Origin of the sequence: Aeromonas sp. FDAARGOS 1404, from assembly GCF_019047085.1 — a bacterium.
Taxonomy (GTDB): Bacteria; Pseudomonadota; Gammaproteobacteria; order Enterobacterales; family Aeromonadaceae; genus Aeromonas; species Aeromonas veronii.
Genome location: NZ_CP077237.1, coordinates 3,918,988 through 3,935,030, shown reverse-complemented (window position 1 = coordinate 3,935,030; position 16,043 = coordinate 3,918,988). Strand labels below are relative to the sequence as shown.

General features: G+C 57.5%; 18 protein-coding genes. 8 read left to right on the top strand and 10 right to left on the bottom strand.

The genetic code is table 11. The annotated features are described in order from the left end of the window. Nucleotide 1 precedes the first annotated feature (1 nt). The 5 genes from I6L34_RS18260 to I6L34_RS18240 form a co-directional block, all read right to left on the bottom strand. Nucleotides 2-742 carry a flagellar hook assembly protein FlgD gene (locus I6L34_RS18260; RefSeq protein WP_019446133.1) on the bottom strand — a complete coding sequence of 247 codons (741 nt, stop codon included), beginning with the start codon at nt 740-742 and terminating at the stop codon, nt 2-4. A gap of 15 nt (nt 743-757) precedes the next feature. Continuing rightward, complete coding sequence (flgC, locus tag I6L34_RS18255) at nt 758-1,177, bottom strand: flagellar basal body rod protein FlgC (RefSeq protein ID WP_005350658.1); 420 nt, start codon at nt 1,175-1,177, stop codon at nt 758-760. Beyond that, nucleotides 1,177-1,575, bottom strand: a complete 399-nt coding sequence (gene flgB, locus I6L34_RS18250; protein WP_064338293.1) for a flagellar basal body rod protein FlgB — start codon at nt 1,573-1,575, stop codon at nt 1,177-1,179. Before flgB ends, flgC begins: the two co-directional genes overlap by 1 nt. A gap of 295 nt (nt 1,576-1,870) precedes the next feature. Further along, entirely contained in the window at nt 1,871-2,695 is an 825-nt protein-coding gene (locus I6L34_RS18245) for a protein-glutamate O-methyltransferase CheR (RefSeq protein ID WP_005350656.1), read from the bottom strand. Between the two features lie 17 nt (nt 2,696-2,712). Beyond that, nucleotides 2,713-3,624 (bottom strand): chemotaxis protein CheV, encoded by a 912-nt coding sequence (locus I6L34_RS18240; RefSeq protein ID WP_005334174.1) that lies wholly within the window; start codon nt 3,622-3,624, stop codon nt 2,713-2,715. 144 nt (nt 3,625-3,768) lie between these two features. On the opposite strand from I6L34_RS18240, the gene flgA reads away from it, so the two are divergent. From flgA to I6L34_RS18225, 3 genes are all read left to right on the top strand, one after another. Beyond that, nucleotides 3,769-4,452, top strand: coding sequence for a flagellar basal body P-ring formation chaperone FlgA (gene flgA, locus I6L34_RS18235; protein WP_216956941.1), 684 nt, complete (start codon nt 3,769-3,771; stop codon nt 4,450-4,452). Nucleotides 4,453-4,543: 91 nt separating this feature from the next. Then, nucleotides 4,544-4,864, top strand: coding sequence for a flagellar biosynthesis anti-sigma factor FlgM (gene flgM / locus I6L34_RS18230; protein WP_005334177.1), 321 nt, complete (start codon nt 4,544-4,546; stop codon nt 4,862-4,864). Continuing rightward, nucleotides 4,861-5,277: a flagella synthesis protein FlgN gene (locus I6L34_RS18225; protein WP_216955119.1), complete on the top strand. Its 417-nt coding sequence runs from the start codon at nt 4,861-4,863 to the stop codon at nt 5,275-5,277. The genes flgM and I6L34_RS18225 overlap by 4 nt, the downstream gene beginning before the upstream one ends. Before the next feature lie 36 nt (nt 5,278-5,313). Here I6L34_RS18225 and yfcE read toward each other — a convergent pair whose 3' ends face one another. Then, entirely contained in the window at nt 5,314-5,856 is a 543-nt protein-coding gene (gene yfcE, locus I6L34_RS18220) for a phosphodiesterase (RefSeq protein ID WP_216955118.1), read from the bottom strand. Between the two features lie 10 nt (nt 5,857-5,866). Continuing rightward, complete coding sequence (locus tag I6L34_RS18215) at nt 5,867-7,504, bottom strand: peptide ABC transporter substrate-binding protein (RefSeq protein WP_216955117.1); 1,638 nt, start codon at nt 7,502-7,504, stop codon at nt 5,867-5,869. Nucleotides 7,505-7,660: 156 nt separating this feature from the next. Here I6L34_RS18215 and I6L34_RS18210 point away from each other — a divergent pair, with 156 nt between their 5' ends. Next, the gene (locus I6L34_RS18210) at nt 7,661-8,560 is read left to right on the top strand and encodes a DMT family transporter (protein WP_216955116.1); all 900 of its coding nucleotides are present in this window, start codon (nt 7,661-7,663) and stop codon (nt 8,558-8,560) included. Between the two features lie 19 nt (nt 8,561-8,579). Here I6L34_RS18210 and rsuA read toward each other — a convergent pair whose 3' ends face one another. Beyond that, the gene (gene rsuA, locus I6L34_RS18205; protein WP_021231067.1) at nt 8,580-9,272 is read right to left on the bottom strand and encodes a 16S rRNA pseudouridine(516) synthase RsuA; all 693 of its coding nucleotides are present in this window, start codon (nt 9,270-9,272) and stop codon (nt 8,580-8,582) included. A 168-nt stretch (nt 9,273-9,440) separates the two neighbouring features. On the opposite strand from rsuA, the gene I6L34_RS18200 reads away from it, so the two are divergent. After that, a complete protein-coding gene (locus tag I6L34_RS18200) occupies nt 9,441-10,640 on the top strand; it encodes an HD-GYP domain-containing protein (RefSeq protein ID WP_019446125.1) in 1,200 nt (399 codons plus the stop codon). 17 nt (nt 10,641-10,657) lie between these two features. On the opposite strand, the gene I6L34_RS18195 is transcribed toward I6L34_RS18200, so the two are convergent. Both I6L34_RS18195 and fsa read right to left on the bottom strand, forming a co-directional pair. Then, entirely contained in the window at nt 10,658-10,837 is a 180-nt protein-coding gene (locus I6L34_RS18195; RefSeq protein ID WP_058056040.1) for a hypothetical protein, read from the bottom strand. Nucleotides 10,838-10,968: 131 nt separating this feature from the next. Further along, on the bottom strand, nt 10,969-11,622 hold the full coding sequence (gene fsa / locus I6L34_RS18190; RefSeq protein ID WP_058056039.1) for a fructose-6-phosphate aldolase: 654 nt from the start codon (nt 11,620-11,622) through the stop codon (nt 10,969-10,971). A 128-nt stretch (nt 11,623-11,750) separates the two neighbouring features. Here fsa and I6L34_RS18185 point away from each other — a divergent pair, with 128 nt between their 5' ends. From I6L34_RS18185 to I6L34_RS18175, 3 genes are all read left to right on the top strand, one after another. After that, nucleotides 11,751-12,647: a glycyl-radical enzyme activating protein gene (locus I6L34_RS18185; RefSeq protein ID WP_058056038.1), complete on the top strand. Its 897-nt coding sequence runs from the start codon at nt 11,751-11,753 to the stop codon at nt 12,645-12,647. Nucleotides 12,648-12,651: 4 nt separating this feature from the next. Continuing rightward, nucleotides 12,652-15,096 (top strand): formate C-acetyltransferase/glycerol dehydratase family glycyl radical enzyme, encoded by a 2,445-nt coding sequence (locus I6L34_RS18180; protein WP_058056037.1) that lies wholly within the window; start codon nt 12,652-12,654, stop codon nt 15,094-15,096. A gap of 94 nt (nt 15,097-15,190) precedes the next feature. Then, nucleotides 15,191-15,937 carry a DNA-binding transcriptional regulator YciT gene (locus tag I6L34_RS18175; RefSeq protein WP_005350628.1) on the top strand — a complete coding sequence of 249 codons (747 nt, stop codon included), beginning with the start codon at nt 15,191-15,193 and terminating at the stop codon, nt 15,935-15,937. Nucleotides 15,938-16,043: the final 106 nt, after the last annotated feature.

Below are 16,043 nucleotides of genomic sequence, written 5' to 3'. Positions count from 1 at the left end.
CTTAGATCGATGCTGTCGACGTGGTTTTTGACGGTGTAACCGTCTGGTTTGAATTAGTTCCTGATATTTGCAAGATGCTACTCAACAGCGTGCTACCCAAGCCTTTCACGTTAAGCATTGTCGGATTGCTCGCATTGCCCAGCGCCACACTATCCACCTTGCCGTAAGCATAAGCAGCAATACTTTCAGATTTGCCATCCAGAGTACCGCTTGCCTTAATCACATATTTACCTGACTTGACCCGCTTTCCATCTTTGTCTGTGCCATCCCAGGCAACTTCAACGTTGCCTCGCTGCTCCCCTTCGAGAGAGAATTCCTTGATAACCTGGCCTTTTTCATCTTCGATGGTGACCTTGACGCTCGAATATTTATTCGTCGTTCCCACAGCCACAACACCGGGGAGAGAGCCCTCCTTATCCAGATAGCCGGTATTGCTCTGCAACAGCACATTTTGTCCCACCAATGCGGAGGCTTGCAGTGCCTGACTGGAGATCATCTGGTCATTAAGCTTACCCATCTGAGTGGACAAACTGCTGATCCCCTCAGATGTCGACATGGATGCCATCTGGGAGAGCATCTGGGCGTTATCAACAGGCTTGAAAGGATCCTGATACGACAGCTGCATGGTCAGCAGCTTTAGAAAGGAAGCCTGATCCAGCTCTTTCTTGGGCGTCGTGGTGGTGCCTGTCGTCTGGGTCGTGGTACGGCTTATACCGTTAGCACTGTTGGTTGTATCGACCATGCTGCATCCCTCCTATCAGGATTTGCCAAGCTGGAGCGTCTGCTGCAGCATCTTCTTGGCCGAATCAGCAACCTGTACGTTGGTCTGGTAGCTGCGCGAGGCGTTGATCATGTCGGCCATCTCTTCAACCATGTTGACGTTTGGCTTGAAGATAAAACCGTCTTTGTCCGCCATCGGGTGGTTGGGGTTGTACTCCTTGAGCAGTGGCGCCTTGCTCTCGACAATCCCTTTCACCTCAACCCCGACCGAGCCCTGCTTGTCAGACATCGCCTGATCGAGCTGGGCGGCAAAGACTGGCCGCCTGGCGTGGTAAGTATTTTCCACACTGGAGCTGACGCTGTCCGCGTTGGCCATGTTGCTGGCAACCGTGTTGAGGCGCACTGACTGTGCACTCATAGCCGAGCCTGCTATGTCAAAGACCTTGAACAAACTCATCACTGCTCTCCTTTCAGTGCCTTGAGTAGGCCACTGATCTTGCTATTCATAAATTCAAGGGAGGTTTGATACTCGAGGCTATTGCGCAGAAATTCGCTGCGCTCCTGCTGCACATCGACTGTATTGCCGTCACCGGTATCCGGTTGCAGCGGGTTGCGATATTGCACGGTACCCAGAGCGTCCATATTCAAGGCAAAGTGCTTTTCGCTGGTCGTTGCCAAACCAAAACCCTGATGCGACTGAGCCTCCTGCAATGCCTGAGCAAAATTGATATCCCTGGCTTTGAAGCCTGGGGTATCTGCGTTGGCAATATTGCTGGAAAGCACCTCAGCACGCTTGGCGCGAACGCTTATGGTGTGTTGATGCACACCGAATGCCTTGTCAAATGAAAGAGCCATAGCACACCTCCTGCTTGGTATATTTTGTTAGCAAGAGGTGTGCCATAAGCAAATCACTCAGTTCGATGGTTTGGGTATGAGCACATTTCAGACCGAAAACGGCAGGAGCATCTCGCGCATTGGGTCAGACGGCATCATTTGGCCACCTTAAGGCTTCAACCACTTTTGCAGTGGCGAGATATGGTAGGTAAATAGAAAGACGGTGCTGTAGATAAAGAAAGAGGGAAGCTCGCGGCTTCCCTCTTTGTATGAACTGGCAATATCCGGCAGACCCCGAATATCAAGGCGGTCAGGCCTATTTTACCTTGTAGACAATCCCCGGATTACAGCGGATCATCTCGAACCGGTCAGTCAACCCGGCCAGTGACTCCGACGCTCCCAGCATCAGATATCCACCGGGGTTGAGACTGGCAGCAAACTGGTTGAGGATCTTCGACTTCACTTCCGGCGCAAAATAGATGAGCACGTTACGGCAAAAAATAATGTCGAACTTGCCGAGCAGACTATAACTCTCCAACAAGTTCAGTGGCCGGAAGGTGGTCAATTTTCTGACTCGCTCGGCAACCCGCATCTTGTTGTCACCGTAAGGCTCAAAAAACATCTTCTTGCGCTCCGGTGACAAACCGCGTGCCAGAGCAAGGCTATCGTAAACGCCTTCCTTACACTGATTGAGCATGGTCGTCGAAATATCCGTCCCGACAATCTGCACGCCACCAGGCAAGGTACCCGGCTTTTTCATCTGCTGCTCCAGTGCCGTCATGGCAATGGAATAGGGTTCCTGACCTGACGAAGATGCGGCAGACCAGATCTTGATGGGTCGGCCACTTTTCCCCAACTCGGGGAAAATCTTGTCAGTAAGAAGCTGAAACGGGTAAGTATCACGAAACCAGAGGGTCTCATTGGTCGTCATGGCATCTACTACGGCCATTTTCAGGTCACGCTCTCGCACACTCATTGCACGGGTAACCAGATCAGACAGACTCTCGATGCCAAACTGAGCCATCAAAGGTGAAAGACGGCTCTTCACCAGATACTGTTTGTTATCCCCCAGCACAATTCCGCTCTGTACCGCCAGAAAGTTGCTGAACTGTTTGTATAAGTCGTCCGAAAGTGTCTTCATGCAGCTGTTCTTCTTTATTAGAGTGCGTTTTGTACGGCCTTGGCCAATTCATCAGGCTGGAACTTGGCGATAAAATTGTTCGCACCAACTTTCTGCACCATTGCCTGGTTGAATACTCCACTGAGCGAGGTATGCAGAATAACATGCAAATCCTTGAGATTGGGATTATTCCGGATCTCGGCAGTGAAGGTATAGCCATCCATTTCCGGCATTTCGATATCCGAAATAACCAGCGCAACCTGATCCTTGATAGGACCATTTTTGGTCATTTCCAGCAGCATGTTCAATGCTTCGCGGCCATCTTTTGCCAACACGCACTCGACACCGATAGCCTCAAGCGCACGTTGTACCTGTTTGCGTGCCACTGAGGAGTCATCCGCAACAAGAACAGGACGCCCCAGAGTAGGGTGGTCGACACTGGCCTGAACCAACTCCTCACTCACATCCGTTGCAACCGGCGAGATTTCGTTCAATATCCGCTCAACATCAAGAATTTCGACCAACTCGCCGTCGACTTCAGTCACGGCTGTCATGTAGTTGATGCGACCCGCACCTTTAGGCGGAGGCAGGATGGATTCCCAGTTCATATTGATGATGCGCTCGACCGAATGCACCAGAAAACCCTGAATAGAGCGGTTGTACTCGGAGATGATAATGAAGCATTTGCTCAGGTCATCAATCGGGCGTTTGCCAACCGCCATGCTGAGGTCGATAACCGAGATAGTCTGGCCACGAATATGAGCCACTCCGCGAATGCAGGAGTTCAATTTGGGCATCACGGTCAAGGGGGGACACTGCAACACTTCACGCACTTTGAATACGTTGATGCCAAATCTTTGACGTCCATTGAGACGAAACAACAACAACTCCAGCCGGTTTTGCCCCACTAGCTGGGTACGTTGGTTGACCGAGTCCAGGATACTGGCCATAAACACTCCCTAAAAACGCTTGGCATTAATCATGCATGCGTGATGGATTGCGTCAGACTATCGATGTGACAACGAACAGATTCTGAAGCAATCATAGTTAAATATGGTGATATGCGTGAACAACTTATCGACCAACGAGCGAAAATGATTAACCGACTTTTACTCATCAGCCTCTTTTTTGGCAGCATATCTTCCAGCTACGCCTCGGACGTCACTACTTATCTGCAAGAAAAGGCACAAGAGTTCGTTTACAGCCAGCTGGATATTCCGTTGGATGCCAGAGCCGAGGTCACCTCTGCCACACTGGATGAACGGCTCCCACTGACCCGCTGCGAAGATCTGCTCACTATCAGCTTACCAGCAAAAATGGAAATTCGCCGTAATACAACAGTTTACCTTAAGTGTGAAGAAGACAAACCCTGGGACGTCTATCTCCCGGTGCGGGTCAGTATTCAAAAGCCCTATGTCACTGTAACCAACCCCATCGCCAAGGGGGATCTGCTGAGTGAAAGCCGGCTGGTGTTGGCCTATCAGGATCAGACCCTGATCCGCGGTGACTACCTGACTGACACAGCCCCTCTTGTCGGAGTACGCAGCAAGCGGGAGCTAAAACCTGGGCAACCCATCCGTTTGAGCCAGGTTTGTGTAGTGTGCAAAGGGGATCAGGTCACCCTGACGGCAGAAAACAGCAACTTCCAGATCAAAACCATGGCCCGAGCCTTGCAAGATGGCAGCTTCGGAGAGATCATCAAACTCGTCAATATTCGCTCCGGCAAAACCGTTGAGGGTAAAGTCAGTGCAGTAGGTGCCGTATCGGTCACTTTTTAAATCCGGATCCTTGACAACTTTTTTCTAAAGTTTTGATCTGCCGCACCGATAAACAGGTAAGCAAACCTTAAAGCAGACGAAGGTAACTAAAATGGCCATCAACAATATCAACAACTTGGCGAATAATCGGTTGCAAAATACCGCTAATAGCCAGGGGACAGGCAGCAAGTCAGTCACCTCATCGCCCGAAAACAAAGCGGCTACTGTCAAGCTGGACTCCGTCTCCTTGACCAGTGAGGCGCAACAATTGCAAAAAATGCAACAAAACCTCAATACCGCCTCGACCGGCAATGAGAGCAAGGTCGAACGGCTGAAAAAAGCCGTCGCGAGTGGCGAATATCAGGTTAACAGCGACGCTGTGGCCAAGAAGATGTTCAGTTTCGAGGCCAATCTGGACAAAGTTCTGGGATGATGGACTTACCTTCGTTACTGCACACCCAAGATGATTACCTCAGCCAGATGCAAGGCATTCTGGAAGAGGAGTTCAGCTTGCTCGAACAGCATCAGGCACTGGCCCTGCCCGCACTGACCGAGCGCAAACAAGAGTTGCTTGCTGCGATAGAAACGCTGGACAAGACCCTCGCAGAGATGCCGGAACTGGCACTGCAGCTGGCAGCCTATCCCGACGAGATGGCACAGCTTCGTGCAAAACTGGATGCCTGCCAGGCACAAAATGATATCAACGGTCGCTTGCTTGAATTGAGCATCGTCTCCAACCGTCGTCTGGCAACCTTTCTGAGTCAGCTGCGCGATCGCAACAGTCTGACCTATGACGCCAAGGGTAATACTCGCTCTGGCACCCGCTCCTATGGCATCAAGGCCTGACATCTCTTATCAGGCCTTGCATTTTTGCTGTCCGTTTTAAAGCTCCAGTCGCAACAGCTCTCGCCCGTTCTCACACGCATTGACGCGCAGTACCCCGTCCTCATAGCACCCGTAACTGGCAGGCAACTCGCCGCGCGGGAAACAGATTGACCCCGGGTTCATCAATATCCGTTCCCCCTGCCACTCCAGCACAGGCACATGGGTGTGGCCGCTCAGGAACAAACTACCCGCCGGAAGCTGAACCTCGTCCGGGCGATAAAGATGACCGTGGCTGACAAACCAGCGCCGCTCATCGACCAGCAACTGGTTGTAGGGGGCGGTGATGGGAAAGCGCAACAGCATCTGATCCACTTCGGAATCACAATTGCCCCGCACCGCGATGATCTGCGGTGCAAACTCGTTGAGCCGATCGGCCACGGCGGCCGGGTTATATCCCTCCGGCAGAGGATTGCGCGGACCATGGTTGAGCAGATCGCCGAGCAGCAGATAGTGATCCGGCCGCCAGGGCTCAAGTTGGGTCAGCACCCGCTCCAACGCAATGATGCTGCCGTGGATGTCGGAAATGATGGCAAGTTTCATGAAATGCTCCTCACTGCGGGCTGAAATAGAGATCCTTGGTGGCAATCGTCCCTTTCAAATTCTGGCTGGGCAGCCCTCGCAGCGCGGGATCGACCAGTCTCATCTGATTGTAATGATACACGGGGAGGATCGGCGCCTCCTCAAGCAGCAACTGTTCGGCATGCCGGTAGAGTTCAACCCGGCTCGCGCTGTCCAGCGTATTGGCAGCCTGCTCCAGCAACAGATCAAAGTCGGGATTGCAGTAGCCGCTCTCGTTGCGCAGATCCTGACAACGGAAGCTGCCCAGCATGGCAGACGGCTCCACGTAATCGCCAAACAGGAAGCTTCTGGCCACCTGAAAATCACCGCTATCCTTAACCACCTGATAGGCGCCCCACTCCAGACTGTTGAGGGTGACCTGCACCCCCAGCTTCTGCCACATGGCGGCAATGGCCATCGCCATCTGTTTGTGGGTTTCTGCGCTGTTGTAGGTAATGCTCAGCTTGAGTGGATTGGCACTGTTATACCCGGCCGCTGACAGCAACGCTGCCGCTTTGGCCTGGCGGGTTGGCATATCTTCCAGCGCCACAGGCAATATCACCCGGGGGTAACCCGGCATCTCCGGCAACAGCGACCATGCCGCCTGTTCATCCTGACCGCTCACCGATTCAATAAGCTGCTGTCGATCAACCGCCATGGAGAGTGCCTGACGCACCCGTGCATCCTGCAGTTCGGGGCGCTTCAGATTGAACGCATAGAGATAGGTGCCAAACAGCGGCAAGCCCCAGAGCCGCTCCGGAGATTCGCGCTTCATCTTCTGGTAATAGCCGAGGGAGACCTTGTTGGTGAGCTGGATTTCACCAGCCTCATAGCGCAGCCGTTCGGCATGTTGCGAGGTGATAGGCAAATAGGTGACCCGTCCGATACGGGTGTGAAGGTCATCCCAGTAGTGGATATTGCGCTCGGCTTCGATCCGCTCGTTCGGCGTCCAGCTTGCCAACCGATAAGCACCATTGCTCACCAGCTTGCCGGGCTCGGTCCACTGCTTGCCAAATTTGGCTATCGCCTTCTGATTGACTGGCACAAAGGGGCGCTGACTGATGAGCTGCAGGAAATAGGGAGCCGGCCGCTCCAGAGTGATTTTCAGGATCTGATCGCTTTGCGCTTCAATGCCAAGATTGCCGAGCTCCAGCGCACCGGCATAGATGGATTGCGCATTGTTGATCCCCGTCGCCAGCAGCAATCCGGCAGAAGGGGAGTTGATGGCCGGATCGAGCAGACGGCGCCAGGCATAGACGAAATCAGCGGCCACCAGCGGCTCGCCATTGGACCATTTCAGTTGAGGGCGCAGGAAGAATCGCCACTCCAGCCCATCTTCACTCACCTCCCAGCGCTGGGCCTGAGCAGGAACGATATTCCCCTGCCCATCATCACTGACCAGCCCTTCAAACAGATCGACCAGCACGGCCTCCCCCGGGAAACCGGAGCGCACCAGCGCCGGATCCAGCGACTCCGGCTCGGCACCGTTGCCCTTTACCAGGGTTTGCCGATCGGCAAGCAGAGGCTGCTGCTCAACGGTGGTGGCATGGGCCAGGGGCCCTGCCAGCACGGCAAGCAATAGCGGGGAGAGCCAGCGTTGCGCCAGCTTGGGGAAGAAACCATACCTCATGACAAAACCTCGAATAAAACCACTGCAGGAGGGGAAGGCCGACGGCGCGCCTGATGAATGCCTGATGCCGCTCTTGTTATCCCCGAAAACGCCCCGTATTGTATCGGGCTTGCCCGGGAGATGGAGTCTTTCGGGTTAATTTTTTCAGGAGTTTTTATGGGTTATGAGTGGCTGGCCCTCGCGTCGGCCAGTTTATGGGCAGTTGCAGCGCTAATTTCGGTCAAACCGGCCCGTCATCTCGGCGCATTTGCCTACAGCCGCTGGCGCATGTTTCTGGTCAGCCTGATGCTCGGCACCATGAGTCTGTTCACCGGTGGCTGGCAAACCCTCACCGCAAGCGCCCTGCCCCTGCTCGCCATCTCGGGGCTGGTCGGCATCTTCGTGGGCGACACGGCGCTGTTTGCCTGCATGAATCGGCTGGGGCCAAGACGCAGTGCCCTGCTCTTCTCCTGCCATGCGCTGTTTTCCGCCCTGCTTGGGCTCTGGCTCTTTAATGAACAGCTGACGGGCTGGCGACTGCTGGGGGCCGTGCTGGTCTTTGCCGGCGTGATGCTGGCGATCCTGTTTGGCAGACGCAGTAGCAGCAATGAGTGGGAGCAGATCCGTGGCAATCTGGCGCTGGGAATTGGCCTTGGCCTGACGGCGGCATTGTGTCAAAGCGTGGGAGCCATCATCGCCAAGCCGGTGATGATGAGTGGTGAGGTGGATGCGGTGAGTGCATCGGGTATCCGGATGGGCAGTGCCCTACTGGCCCACTGCGTCCTGCGGCTGGGGCGCTTGCCGCTGGCCATGCCGCTCAAACCGGTCAATCGCCATATCCTCGCTATGATTGCCACCAACGGTTTTCTGGCGATGGGGCTGGGGATGACGCTGATCCTGATGGCGCTGCGACAGGGCGAGGTGGGCATGGTGGCCATTCTCTCCTCTACCACGCCGGTACTGCTGCTGCCGCTATTGTGGTGGCACTCGGGGGAGCGGCCATCCATTGCCGCCTGGGCGGGGGCACTGATTGCCACCCTGGGCACGGCGCTGGTGCTGGGTTTCAGCACTCACTGATACCCGGCACCATCCCAGATCAGAACAGGGCAATCTCCTCAGCTGTCAGCTCGCGGTATTCACCGGGTGCCAGCTCTTCGTCAAGCGTCAAGCCACCCACCCGCTCGCGATGCAAGCCAACGACCTTGTTGCCGATGGAGGCAAACATCCGCTTGACCTGATGGTACTTGCCTTCGTGGATGGTCAGTCGGGCCTCGCACTCGCCGAGAATTTCCAGCTGGGCAGGACGGGTTTTATCGGTCTCGTTACGCAGGTAGACCCCTTCGGCGAACAGCGCGATCGCATCAGGGCTCACCGGATCGGCCAGCCAGACGTGATAGGTCTTGGCACACTCGTGGCGCGGCGAGGTGATGCGGTGGGACCACTGACCGTCATCGGTCACCAGCACCAGACCCGTGGTATCGAGGTCGAGGCGCCCCACTACATGCAGCTTGCCCATCGCCGGTTCATCCATCAGGAAGAAGACGGTCGGGTGGTCCGGATCCTCGTTGGAGCAGACATACCCTTCCGGCTTGTGCAGCATGAAATAGCGGTTGCGCTGCTCCAGCGTCAGCAACACGCCGTCAAACTCGATCTGGCTCTGCTCATTGATATGAAAAGCGGGCTGCTTGACCACAATGCCATCCACCATGACCTCACCCTGACGGATCAGTTTGCCTGCCAGCGAACGGGTCAAATCGGAACAATCGCACAGAAATTTATCAAGCCGCATTCACAACCTCGGAGTCCAACAAGTAAAGGGGCGTCATTATATCGGGCGGAGGCGACAACGCCACTGTTAAGGGGTTGCCAATTATGACGAACTGGTCATCCGATGTTACACTTCTCCGGTGTGACCCATCCGAACGATACTCATAATAATAAGAGTCAGGAAGCCCTCATGAAGTCTCAAGCATCCTATCCCGTCATTCCCGTCAACCAGCTGAAACCCGGCATGTATGTCATTGCTATCGCCAGCCAGACAGGTGGGATGGAGATCGCCCAGATGGGCTTGGTGACCAGCGTGGCGCAAATTGCCAATCTGGTGCGTCAGGGGGTGCTCACGGTACGCATCGATCTGGCCCGCAGCAAACTGGGCAGTGCCGAGAGTGACGCCGTTACCTCCCCCGATCTCAATGCCAACAGCGCCCAGGTGGGACGCCGGGCCAGTGCCAACGGCGAAGGACGGGAGCTTAAAATCCGCCGCCTCTATCAGGAAGCGCGCGAGCTGCAAGGCAAGTTCATTCGCCACCTCAAAGCGGGTGAGCCCATCGACATCACTCCGCTGGCCGAAGTCGCCGAAGAGATGGTGGATACCATGTTCACCCACGGCGATGCCATGCTCTGTCTGGCCCGTATTCGTGCCAAGGATGCCTACCTGATGGAGCACTCCATGAACGTGGCCATTCTGCTGGCCAACTTCGGCCGCTATCTGGGACTGGAACGCAGCGTACTCAAGGAGCTGACCCTGGGTGGCCTGCTGCACGACGTGGGCAAGATCATGACCCCGGACGAGGTGCTCCACAAACCGGGCAAGCTGACCGATGAGGAGTTCGCCATCATGCGCCAGCATGTGGTGCACAGTTACGAGATCCTCAGCAATACCCCTGGCATCACCCCCACCATGCTGGAGGTGGCCGCCAACCACCACGAGCGGCTCGATGGCTCCGGCTACCCGCAGCGACTGAAGGGGGAGCAGCTCTCCCTCTATACCCGGATGAGCGGCATCGTCGATGTCTATGATGCCATCACCGCGGATCGGGTCTACAAAGCAGGTATGCAGCCGACCCAGGCCTTCCGCATTCTGCTCAAGGGGATCAATCAGCACTTTGATGCCGAACTGGTTACCAAGTTCATCAAGTGCATGGGGGTCTATCCGGTGGGCACTCTGGTACAGCTCTCAAACCAGCGCCTGGCTATCGTGATGCAGCGCAACGAGCAGCAGCCGCTCAAGCCAGTGGTCAAGGTGATCTATCACGCCACCCAGCGTCACTACCTCGAGGTACAGTGGCTGGATCTGGCCAAGTCAGGGGTGCAGGAGAGCATCGAAAACACGGTCGACCCCAAAGAATTTGGCATCAACCTCGCCAACTTCTTCTAATCCCTCACCTCGGATCTTCATGATTGGCACTGGCTGTCGAGCCAGTGCTGGATCAGAAACTCCTCATCCAGCGGCGAGAGATCAAAACGCAGGCTGGCCTCTTCAATGGCAGAGATATCGTGCTGGTGATGCTCGCTGAGCCAACGCACCGCACGACGCAAATCTTCACCATGGGGGAGTAGCAGATGGTCGCTCATGGGATACCTCCGGTAGACTGCAGGGCGGCCCGCGAAGGTGGCCACCTGTTTCCAGTCTAGTCGGTCAATCCCCATCACCCGCGCGTCTTCACCCTCCCCCCTCAATCACTGCAATCAGCTTGTCACCGGGATCAGCGACCGAAAGCGCGCTGCCAATCCTGATCGAACTTCACCAGCGCCGCATCCACCGCCGGCACGTTCAGCAGCTGCTCCGCCAAATCGAGCGGCAAGGTAATCGATTGGCAACCGGCCAGCAGGCAGTCGAGCGCCTGGCGCGGGGTACGGAATGATGCCGCCAGCACCTTGCTGTTCGGGACGTGCAGCGCAAGCAGCTGTTGCAGCTCCTGCACGGTGGCGATGCCATCGCCCCCCTGAGCATCCAGCCGGTTAACGTAGGGCGCGACATATTCCGCCCCCGCCACCGCAGCCAACCAGCCCTGCAGCGGGGTATAGACAGCGGTGCCCAGCGTCGGCACACCGTTGGCTGTCAGGCTCTTGATGGCCGCCAGCCCCTCTGCGCACACCGGGATTTTGATCACCAGATCTGGGTCCAGCTCACGCAGGGCAAATGCCTCGCGCACCATCTCGGTTTCGGTTTTGGCCATCACCTGGGCAAACAGGCGCGCCTTGGGCCCCAGCACGTCGCGCAGGGCGGGCAGCAGCTCACAGAGCGGCAATCCCCCGGCGGCGGTAATGGAAGGATTGGTGGTGACACCGGCCAACGGCAGGATCCGTGACCAGCGACGCACTGCCGCCACATCAGCGGTATCGAGATACAGCTCCATCTCTAACTCCTTAACGGGATGTTCAATATGTCGCCATTCTAGCGAGAAAACATCCGCAAATAGTTTGATCGAAATCAAATCAACTTTCGAATGAAAGCAAATAGAATGCAAATACAAAAGGAGGCGGTATGATTTTCGACCTGCAACGATATTCAACTCACGATGGCCCCGGCATTCGCACCCTGGTGTTTCTCAAGGGGTGCTCGCTGGCCTGTCTGTGGTGTCAAAACCCGGAAAGCCGCTCTCCCAAGCCGGACATACTACTCGACCGGCGCCAGTGCATCGAGGGATGCCAGCTCTGCAGCCAGGCCTGTCCGGCAATCTTGCGTGACAGCCAGGGTGTCCAGCTCAGCCGTTCTGCCCTCAAGGCCGATGATATGGAACGGCTGCGCGGCCTCTGTCCGAGCGAAGCGCTGCAGGTGTGCGGCCGCGATGAAACCCTGGACACCCTGATGGACACCATCTTGCGGGATCGCCCCTTCTTCGAGCGCAGCGGCGGTGGCGTCACCCTCTCCGGTGGCGAGCCGTTTATGCAGCCCGACTTTGCAGCGTCCCTGCTGGCCCGCTGCAAGGCCGAAGGGCTGCACACCGCGGTCGAGAGCTGCCTCCATGTGCCCTGGCACCAGATTGAGCCAAGCCTCCCCTCACTGGATCTGGTGCTGGCGGATCTCAAACACGTTGATAAAGAACGTTTCTTCCACTGGACCCGCGGCAAGGTGGAGCTGCCCATCGCAAACCTCAAACACCTCGCCGAGCACGGCGTGCCCATGCAGATCCGGGTGCCGCTCATTCCCGGCTTCAATGCCGACCGCGCATCGATCGAAGCCATCACCGACACCGCCGCCAGCCTCGGCACGGTGCAGGAGATCCACTTCCTCCCCTACCACACCTTAGGCGTGGGCAAATATGCCCTGCTGGATCTGCCCTATCAGGCGCCGGACACACCGCTCGACGATCCCGATTTACTCAGCTTTGCCCATGCATACGCCCAACGTCAGGGGCTGACCCCTGTGACCAGAGGATAAGATCATGACCCAGCTCGACCTCAATACCCTCAGCCCGCGGATCCGCGCCCACAAAGAGAGCCTGATCCACATCGTTCAGCCACCGGTCTGCACCGAGCGTGCCCGCCACTACACCGAGGCCTATCAGGCTCACCTCGCCCGGCCGCTGCCGGTGCGCCGCGCTCTTGCGCTGGCTCATCACCTCAAGGAGCGCACCATCTGGATCAAGCACGACGAGCTGATCGTCGGCAATCAGGCCAGTCAGGTGCGGGCGGCGCCACTGTTTCCTGAGTACACGGTGAGCTGGATTGAGAAGGAGATCGACGAGCTGGCAGACCGTCCCGGCGCCGGTTTTGCAGTCAGCGAAACCGACAAGGCGATCATCCACGCCCTCACCCCCTTCTGGCGCGGCCAGACGGTGCAGGATCGCTGCTTCGGCCTCTTTACCGACGAGCAGAAAGCGCTGCTGGAGAGCGGCATCATCAAGGCCGAGGGCAACATGACCTCGGGGGATGCCCACCTCGCGGTCAACTATGAGGAGCTGCTCACGCTGGGTCTCGATGGCTTCAAGGCCAAGGTGGCCGAGCGCCGCAGTCGGCTGGATTTGGCGGATTGGGCCGATCTGCAGCGCGAGCAGTTCCTGCACGCCGTCGCCATCACCCTGGAGGCAGTCAGCGATCACATCTCGCGCTACGCCACTCTCGCCAGCAATATGGCCCGTGACATGGCCGCGCAAGAGCCGCGCCCGGAGCGCCAAAGCGAACTTGAGACCATCGCGCTCAACTGTGCCCACATCGCCCACCAGCCACCCGAAACCTTTTGGCAGGCACTGCAGCTCTGCTACTTTATCCAGCTCATCCTGCAGATCGAATCCAATGGCCACTCGGTGTCGTTCGGCCGGATGGATCAATATCTCTACCCCTGGTATCGCCGCGAGGTGGAATTGTCGGAATCCCTGCCTCGGACACGCGCCATCGAGCTGCTGCAAGGGTGCTGGCTGAAATTGCTGGAAGTGAACAAGATCCGCTCCGGCACCCACTCCAAGGCCTCCGCCGGCAGCCCGCTCTATCAAAACGTCACCATCGGCGGCCAGAACTGGCGGGATGGCACTGCCCATGACGCGGTCAACGGCCTCTCCTACGCGATTCTGGAGTCCTGCGGCCAGCTGAGATCCACCCAGCCCAACCTCTCGGTGCGCTACCATGCCGGGATGAGCGAGGATTTCCTCGACGCCTGCATTCAGGTGATCCGCTGCGGCTTCGGCATGCCCGCCTTCAACAACGACGAGGTGGTGATCCCCGAGTTCATCAAGCTCGGGGTAAGCGTGGAGGATGCCCACCACTACGCCGCCATCGGTTGCATTGAGACCGCCGTGCCCGGCAAGTGGGGCTACCGCTGCACCGGCATGAGCTTTATCAACTTCGCCCGCATCCTGCTGGCCTCCCTCGATGGTGGCCGCGATGCCACCACCGGCAAGGTATTCCTGCCCCAATCCCAGTCGCTGCGAGACGGGAGTTTTGGCAACTTTGACGAAGTGATGGCCCGCTGGGATGAGCAGGTGCGCTACTTCACCCGCAAATCCATCGAGATCGACTGCGTGGTCGACAGCGTGCTGGAGGCTCAAGCCCATGACATCCTCTGCAGCACCTTGGTGGATGACTGCATCGAACGCGGCAAGACCATCAAGGAGGGGGGCGCCGTCTATGACTGGGTCTCAGGTCTGCAGGTGGGGATCGCCAACCTTGGTAACAGCCTGGCTGCTCTAAAGAAACTGGTGTTCGAGCAGGGCGTGGTGGAGCAGCACGAGCTGGCAGAAGCACTCGAGCAAGATTTTACCGGACTGGCGGGGGAGCAGCTGCGCCAGCGCCTCACCAACGCCGCCCCCAAATATGGCAACGATCTGGACGAGGTTGACCTGCTGCTGGTGCAGGCTTACCAGAGCTACATCGACGAGCTCAAGGGGCTGCACAATACCCGCTTCGGCCGTGGCCCCATCGGCGGCACCTACTATGCCGGCACCTCCTCCATCTCCGCCAACGTGCCCTTCGGTGCCGCCACCATGGCTACCCCGGATGGTCGCCATGCCCGCACGCCGCTGGCGGAAGGGGCCAGCCCCTCCTCGGGGTCGGATCGTCTCGGCCCGACGGCAGTATTCAACTCCATCGGCAAGCTGCCCACGGCGGCCATTCTCGGCGGGGTACTCCTCAACCAGAAGCTGAGCCCTGCGAGCCTTGAAAACGAGCGGGACAAAGCCAAGCTGATGAGCCTGCTACGCACCTTCTTCGAAGTGCACAAGGGGTGGCATGTGCAGTACAACATCGTCTCGCGGGAGACCCTGCTGGCAGCCAAGGCCCATCCCGATCAGTACCGGGATCTGGTGGTACGGGTGGCGGGCTATTCAGCCTTCTTCACCGCCTTATCCCCGGATGCGCAAGATGATATCATCGCCCGCACCGAGCACAGTCTCTGACGGGGCGCTCCCCATGGCGCCTGTGACGTCATATGATTGGCAAGCCACCCTCGGGTGGCTTGCCGCTATCCACCACCTTGCATGTGAGCGCACCATGAATCCACGCCACCAACTTATCCTCACTCTGGTCCATCAGGCTCGCAAGATGAGCGTGAGTGAACTCTCCCGACACACAGGCGTGTCTGAGGTGACGGTGCGCAACGACCTCACCGCGCTGGAGAAACAGGGACTGCTCAGACGGGTACACGGCTCGGCCATGGCGCTGGAGACCGATGACCCGGATGCCCGGATGAACATCAATTACCTGCTCAAGGAGCGCCTCGCCGAGCGAGCCGCCCAGCTGGTGGAAGATGGCGAGACGGTCTTTATCGAGGGGGGCAGCGCCAACGCCATGCTGGCGCGCCATCTGGCCCTGCACAAACGGGTCACCATCATCACCATCAGCAGCTATATCGCCCATCTGCTCAAAGACACCCCGGCTCAGGTGGTGCTGCTCGGCGGGCTTTTCCAGCATCAGAGCGAGAGCGTGGTGGGGCCGCTCACGCGCCTCTGCATCGAGCAGGTGCACTTCTCCAAGGCCTTTATCGGGGTCGATGGTTTTCATCCCGAGATGGGGTTCACCGGCCGCGACATGATGCGGGCCGACGTGGTCAACAGTGTGCTGGCCAAGGGGATGACCAATGTGGTCATCACCGACAGCAGCAAGTTCGGCGCCATCCACCCGAGCCAGCTTGGCGCGCCGGGCCAGATCAACGTGCTGGTTACCGACGATGCCCTGCCCGCCCCCATGCGGGCGGCCATCGCGGCCAAGGGGATCACCCTGCACTGCGTTGCGGCCTAGGCCACCCGCTAATTCACGCTATTTCATTGACCTGACAGGATAAAATTTTCATGATGAGCCAGTCCCCATCGGGACTGACATCACCAGCGCGTGATCTGCAGGAAGC

Coding starts and splice junctions, on each gene's coding strand:
- I6L34_RS18175 (WP_005350628.1), top strand. CDS start 15,191: ATGAATCCACGCCACCAACTTATCCTCACTCTGGTCCATCAGGCTCGC.
- I6L34_RS18260 (WP_019446133.1), bottom strand. CDS start 742: ATGGTCGATACAACCAACAGTGCTAACGGTATAAGCCGTACCACGACC.
- I6L34_RS18210 (WP_216955116.1), top strand. CDS start 7,661: ATGGGTTATGAGTGGCTGGCCCTCGCGTCGGCCAGTTTATGGGCAGTT.
- I6L34_RS18245 (WP_005350656.1), bottom strand. CDS start 2,695: ATGAAGACACTTTCGGACGACTTATACAAACAGTTCAGCAACTTTCTG.
- rsuA (WP_021231067.1), bottom strand. CDS start 9,272: ATGCGGCTTGATAAATTTCTGTGCGATTGTTCCGATTTGACCCGTTCG.
- I6L34_RS18225 (WP_216955119.1), top strand. CDS start 4,861: ATGATGGACTTACCTTCGTTACTGCACACCCAAGATGATTACCTCAGC.
- flgC (WP_005350658.1), bottom strand. CDS start 1,177: ATGAGTTTGTTCAAGGTCTTTGACATAGCAGGCTCGGCTATGAGTGCA.
- I6L34_RS18240 (WP_005334174.1), bottom strand. CDS start 3,624: ATGGCCAGTATCCTGGACTCGGTCAACCAACGTACCCAGCTAGTGGGG.
- I6L34_RS18215 (WP_216955117.1), bottom strand. CDS start 7,504: ATGAGGTATGGTTTCTTCCCCAAGCTGGCGCAACGCTGGCTCTCCCCG.
- I6L34_RS18185 (WP_058056038.1), top strand. CDS start 11,751: ATGATTTTCGACCTGCAACGATATTCAACTCACGATGGCCCCGGCATT.
- I6L34_RS18180 (WP_058056037.1), top strand. CDS start 12,652: ATGACCCAGCTCGACCTCAATACCCTCAGCCCGCGGATCCGCGCCCAC.
- I6L34_RS18195 (WP_058056040.1), bottom strand. CDS start 10,837: ATGAGCGACCATCTGCTACTCCCCCATGGTGAAGATTTGCGTCGTGCG.
- flgB (WP_064338293.1), bottom strand. CDS start 1,575: ATGGCTCTTTCATTTGACAAGGCATTCGGTGTGCATCAACACACCATA.
- flgA (WP_216956941.1), top strand. CDS start 3,769: ATGATTAACCGACTTTTACTCATCAGCCTCTTTTTTGGCAGCATATCT.
- yfcE (WP_216955118.1), bottom strand. CDS start 5,856: ATGAAACTTGCCATCATTTCCGACATCCACGGCAGCATCATTGCGTTG.
- fsa (WP_058056039.1), bottom strand. CDS start 11,622: ATGGAGCTGTATCTCGATACCGCTGATGTGGCGGCAGTGCGTCGCTGG.
- flgM (WP_005334177.1), top strand. CDS start 4,544: ATGGCCATCAACAATATCAACAACTTGGCGAATAATCGGTTGCAAAAT.
- I6L34_RS18200 (WP_019446125.1), top strand. CDS start 9,441: ATGAAGTCTCAAGCATCCTATCCCGTCATTCCCGTCAACCAGCTGAAA.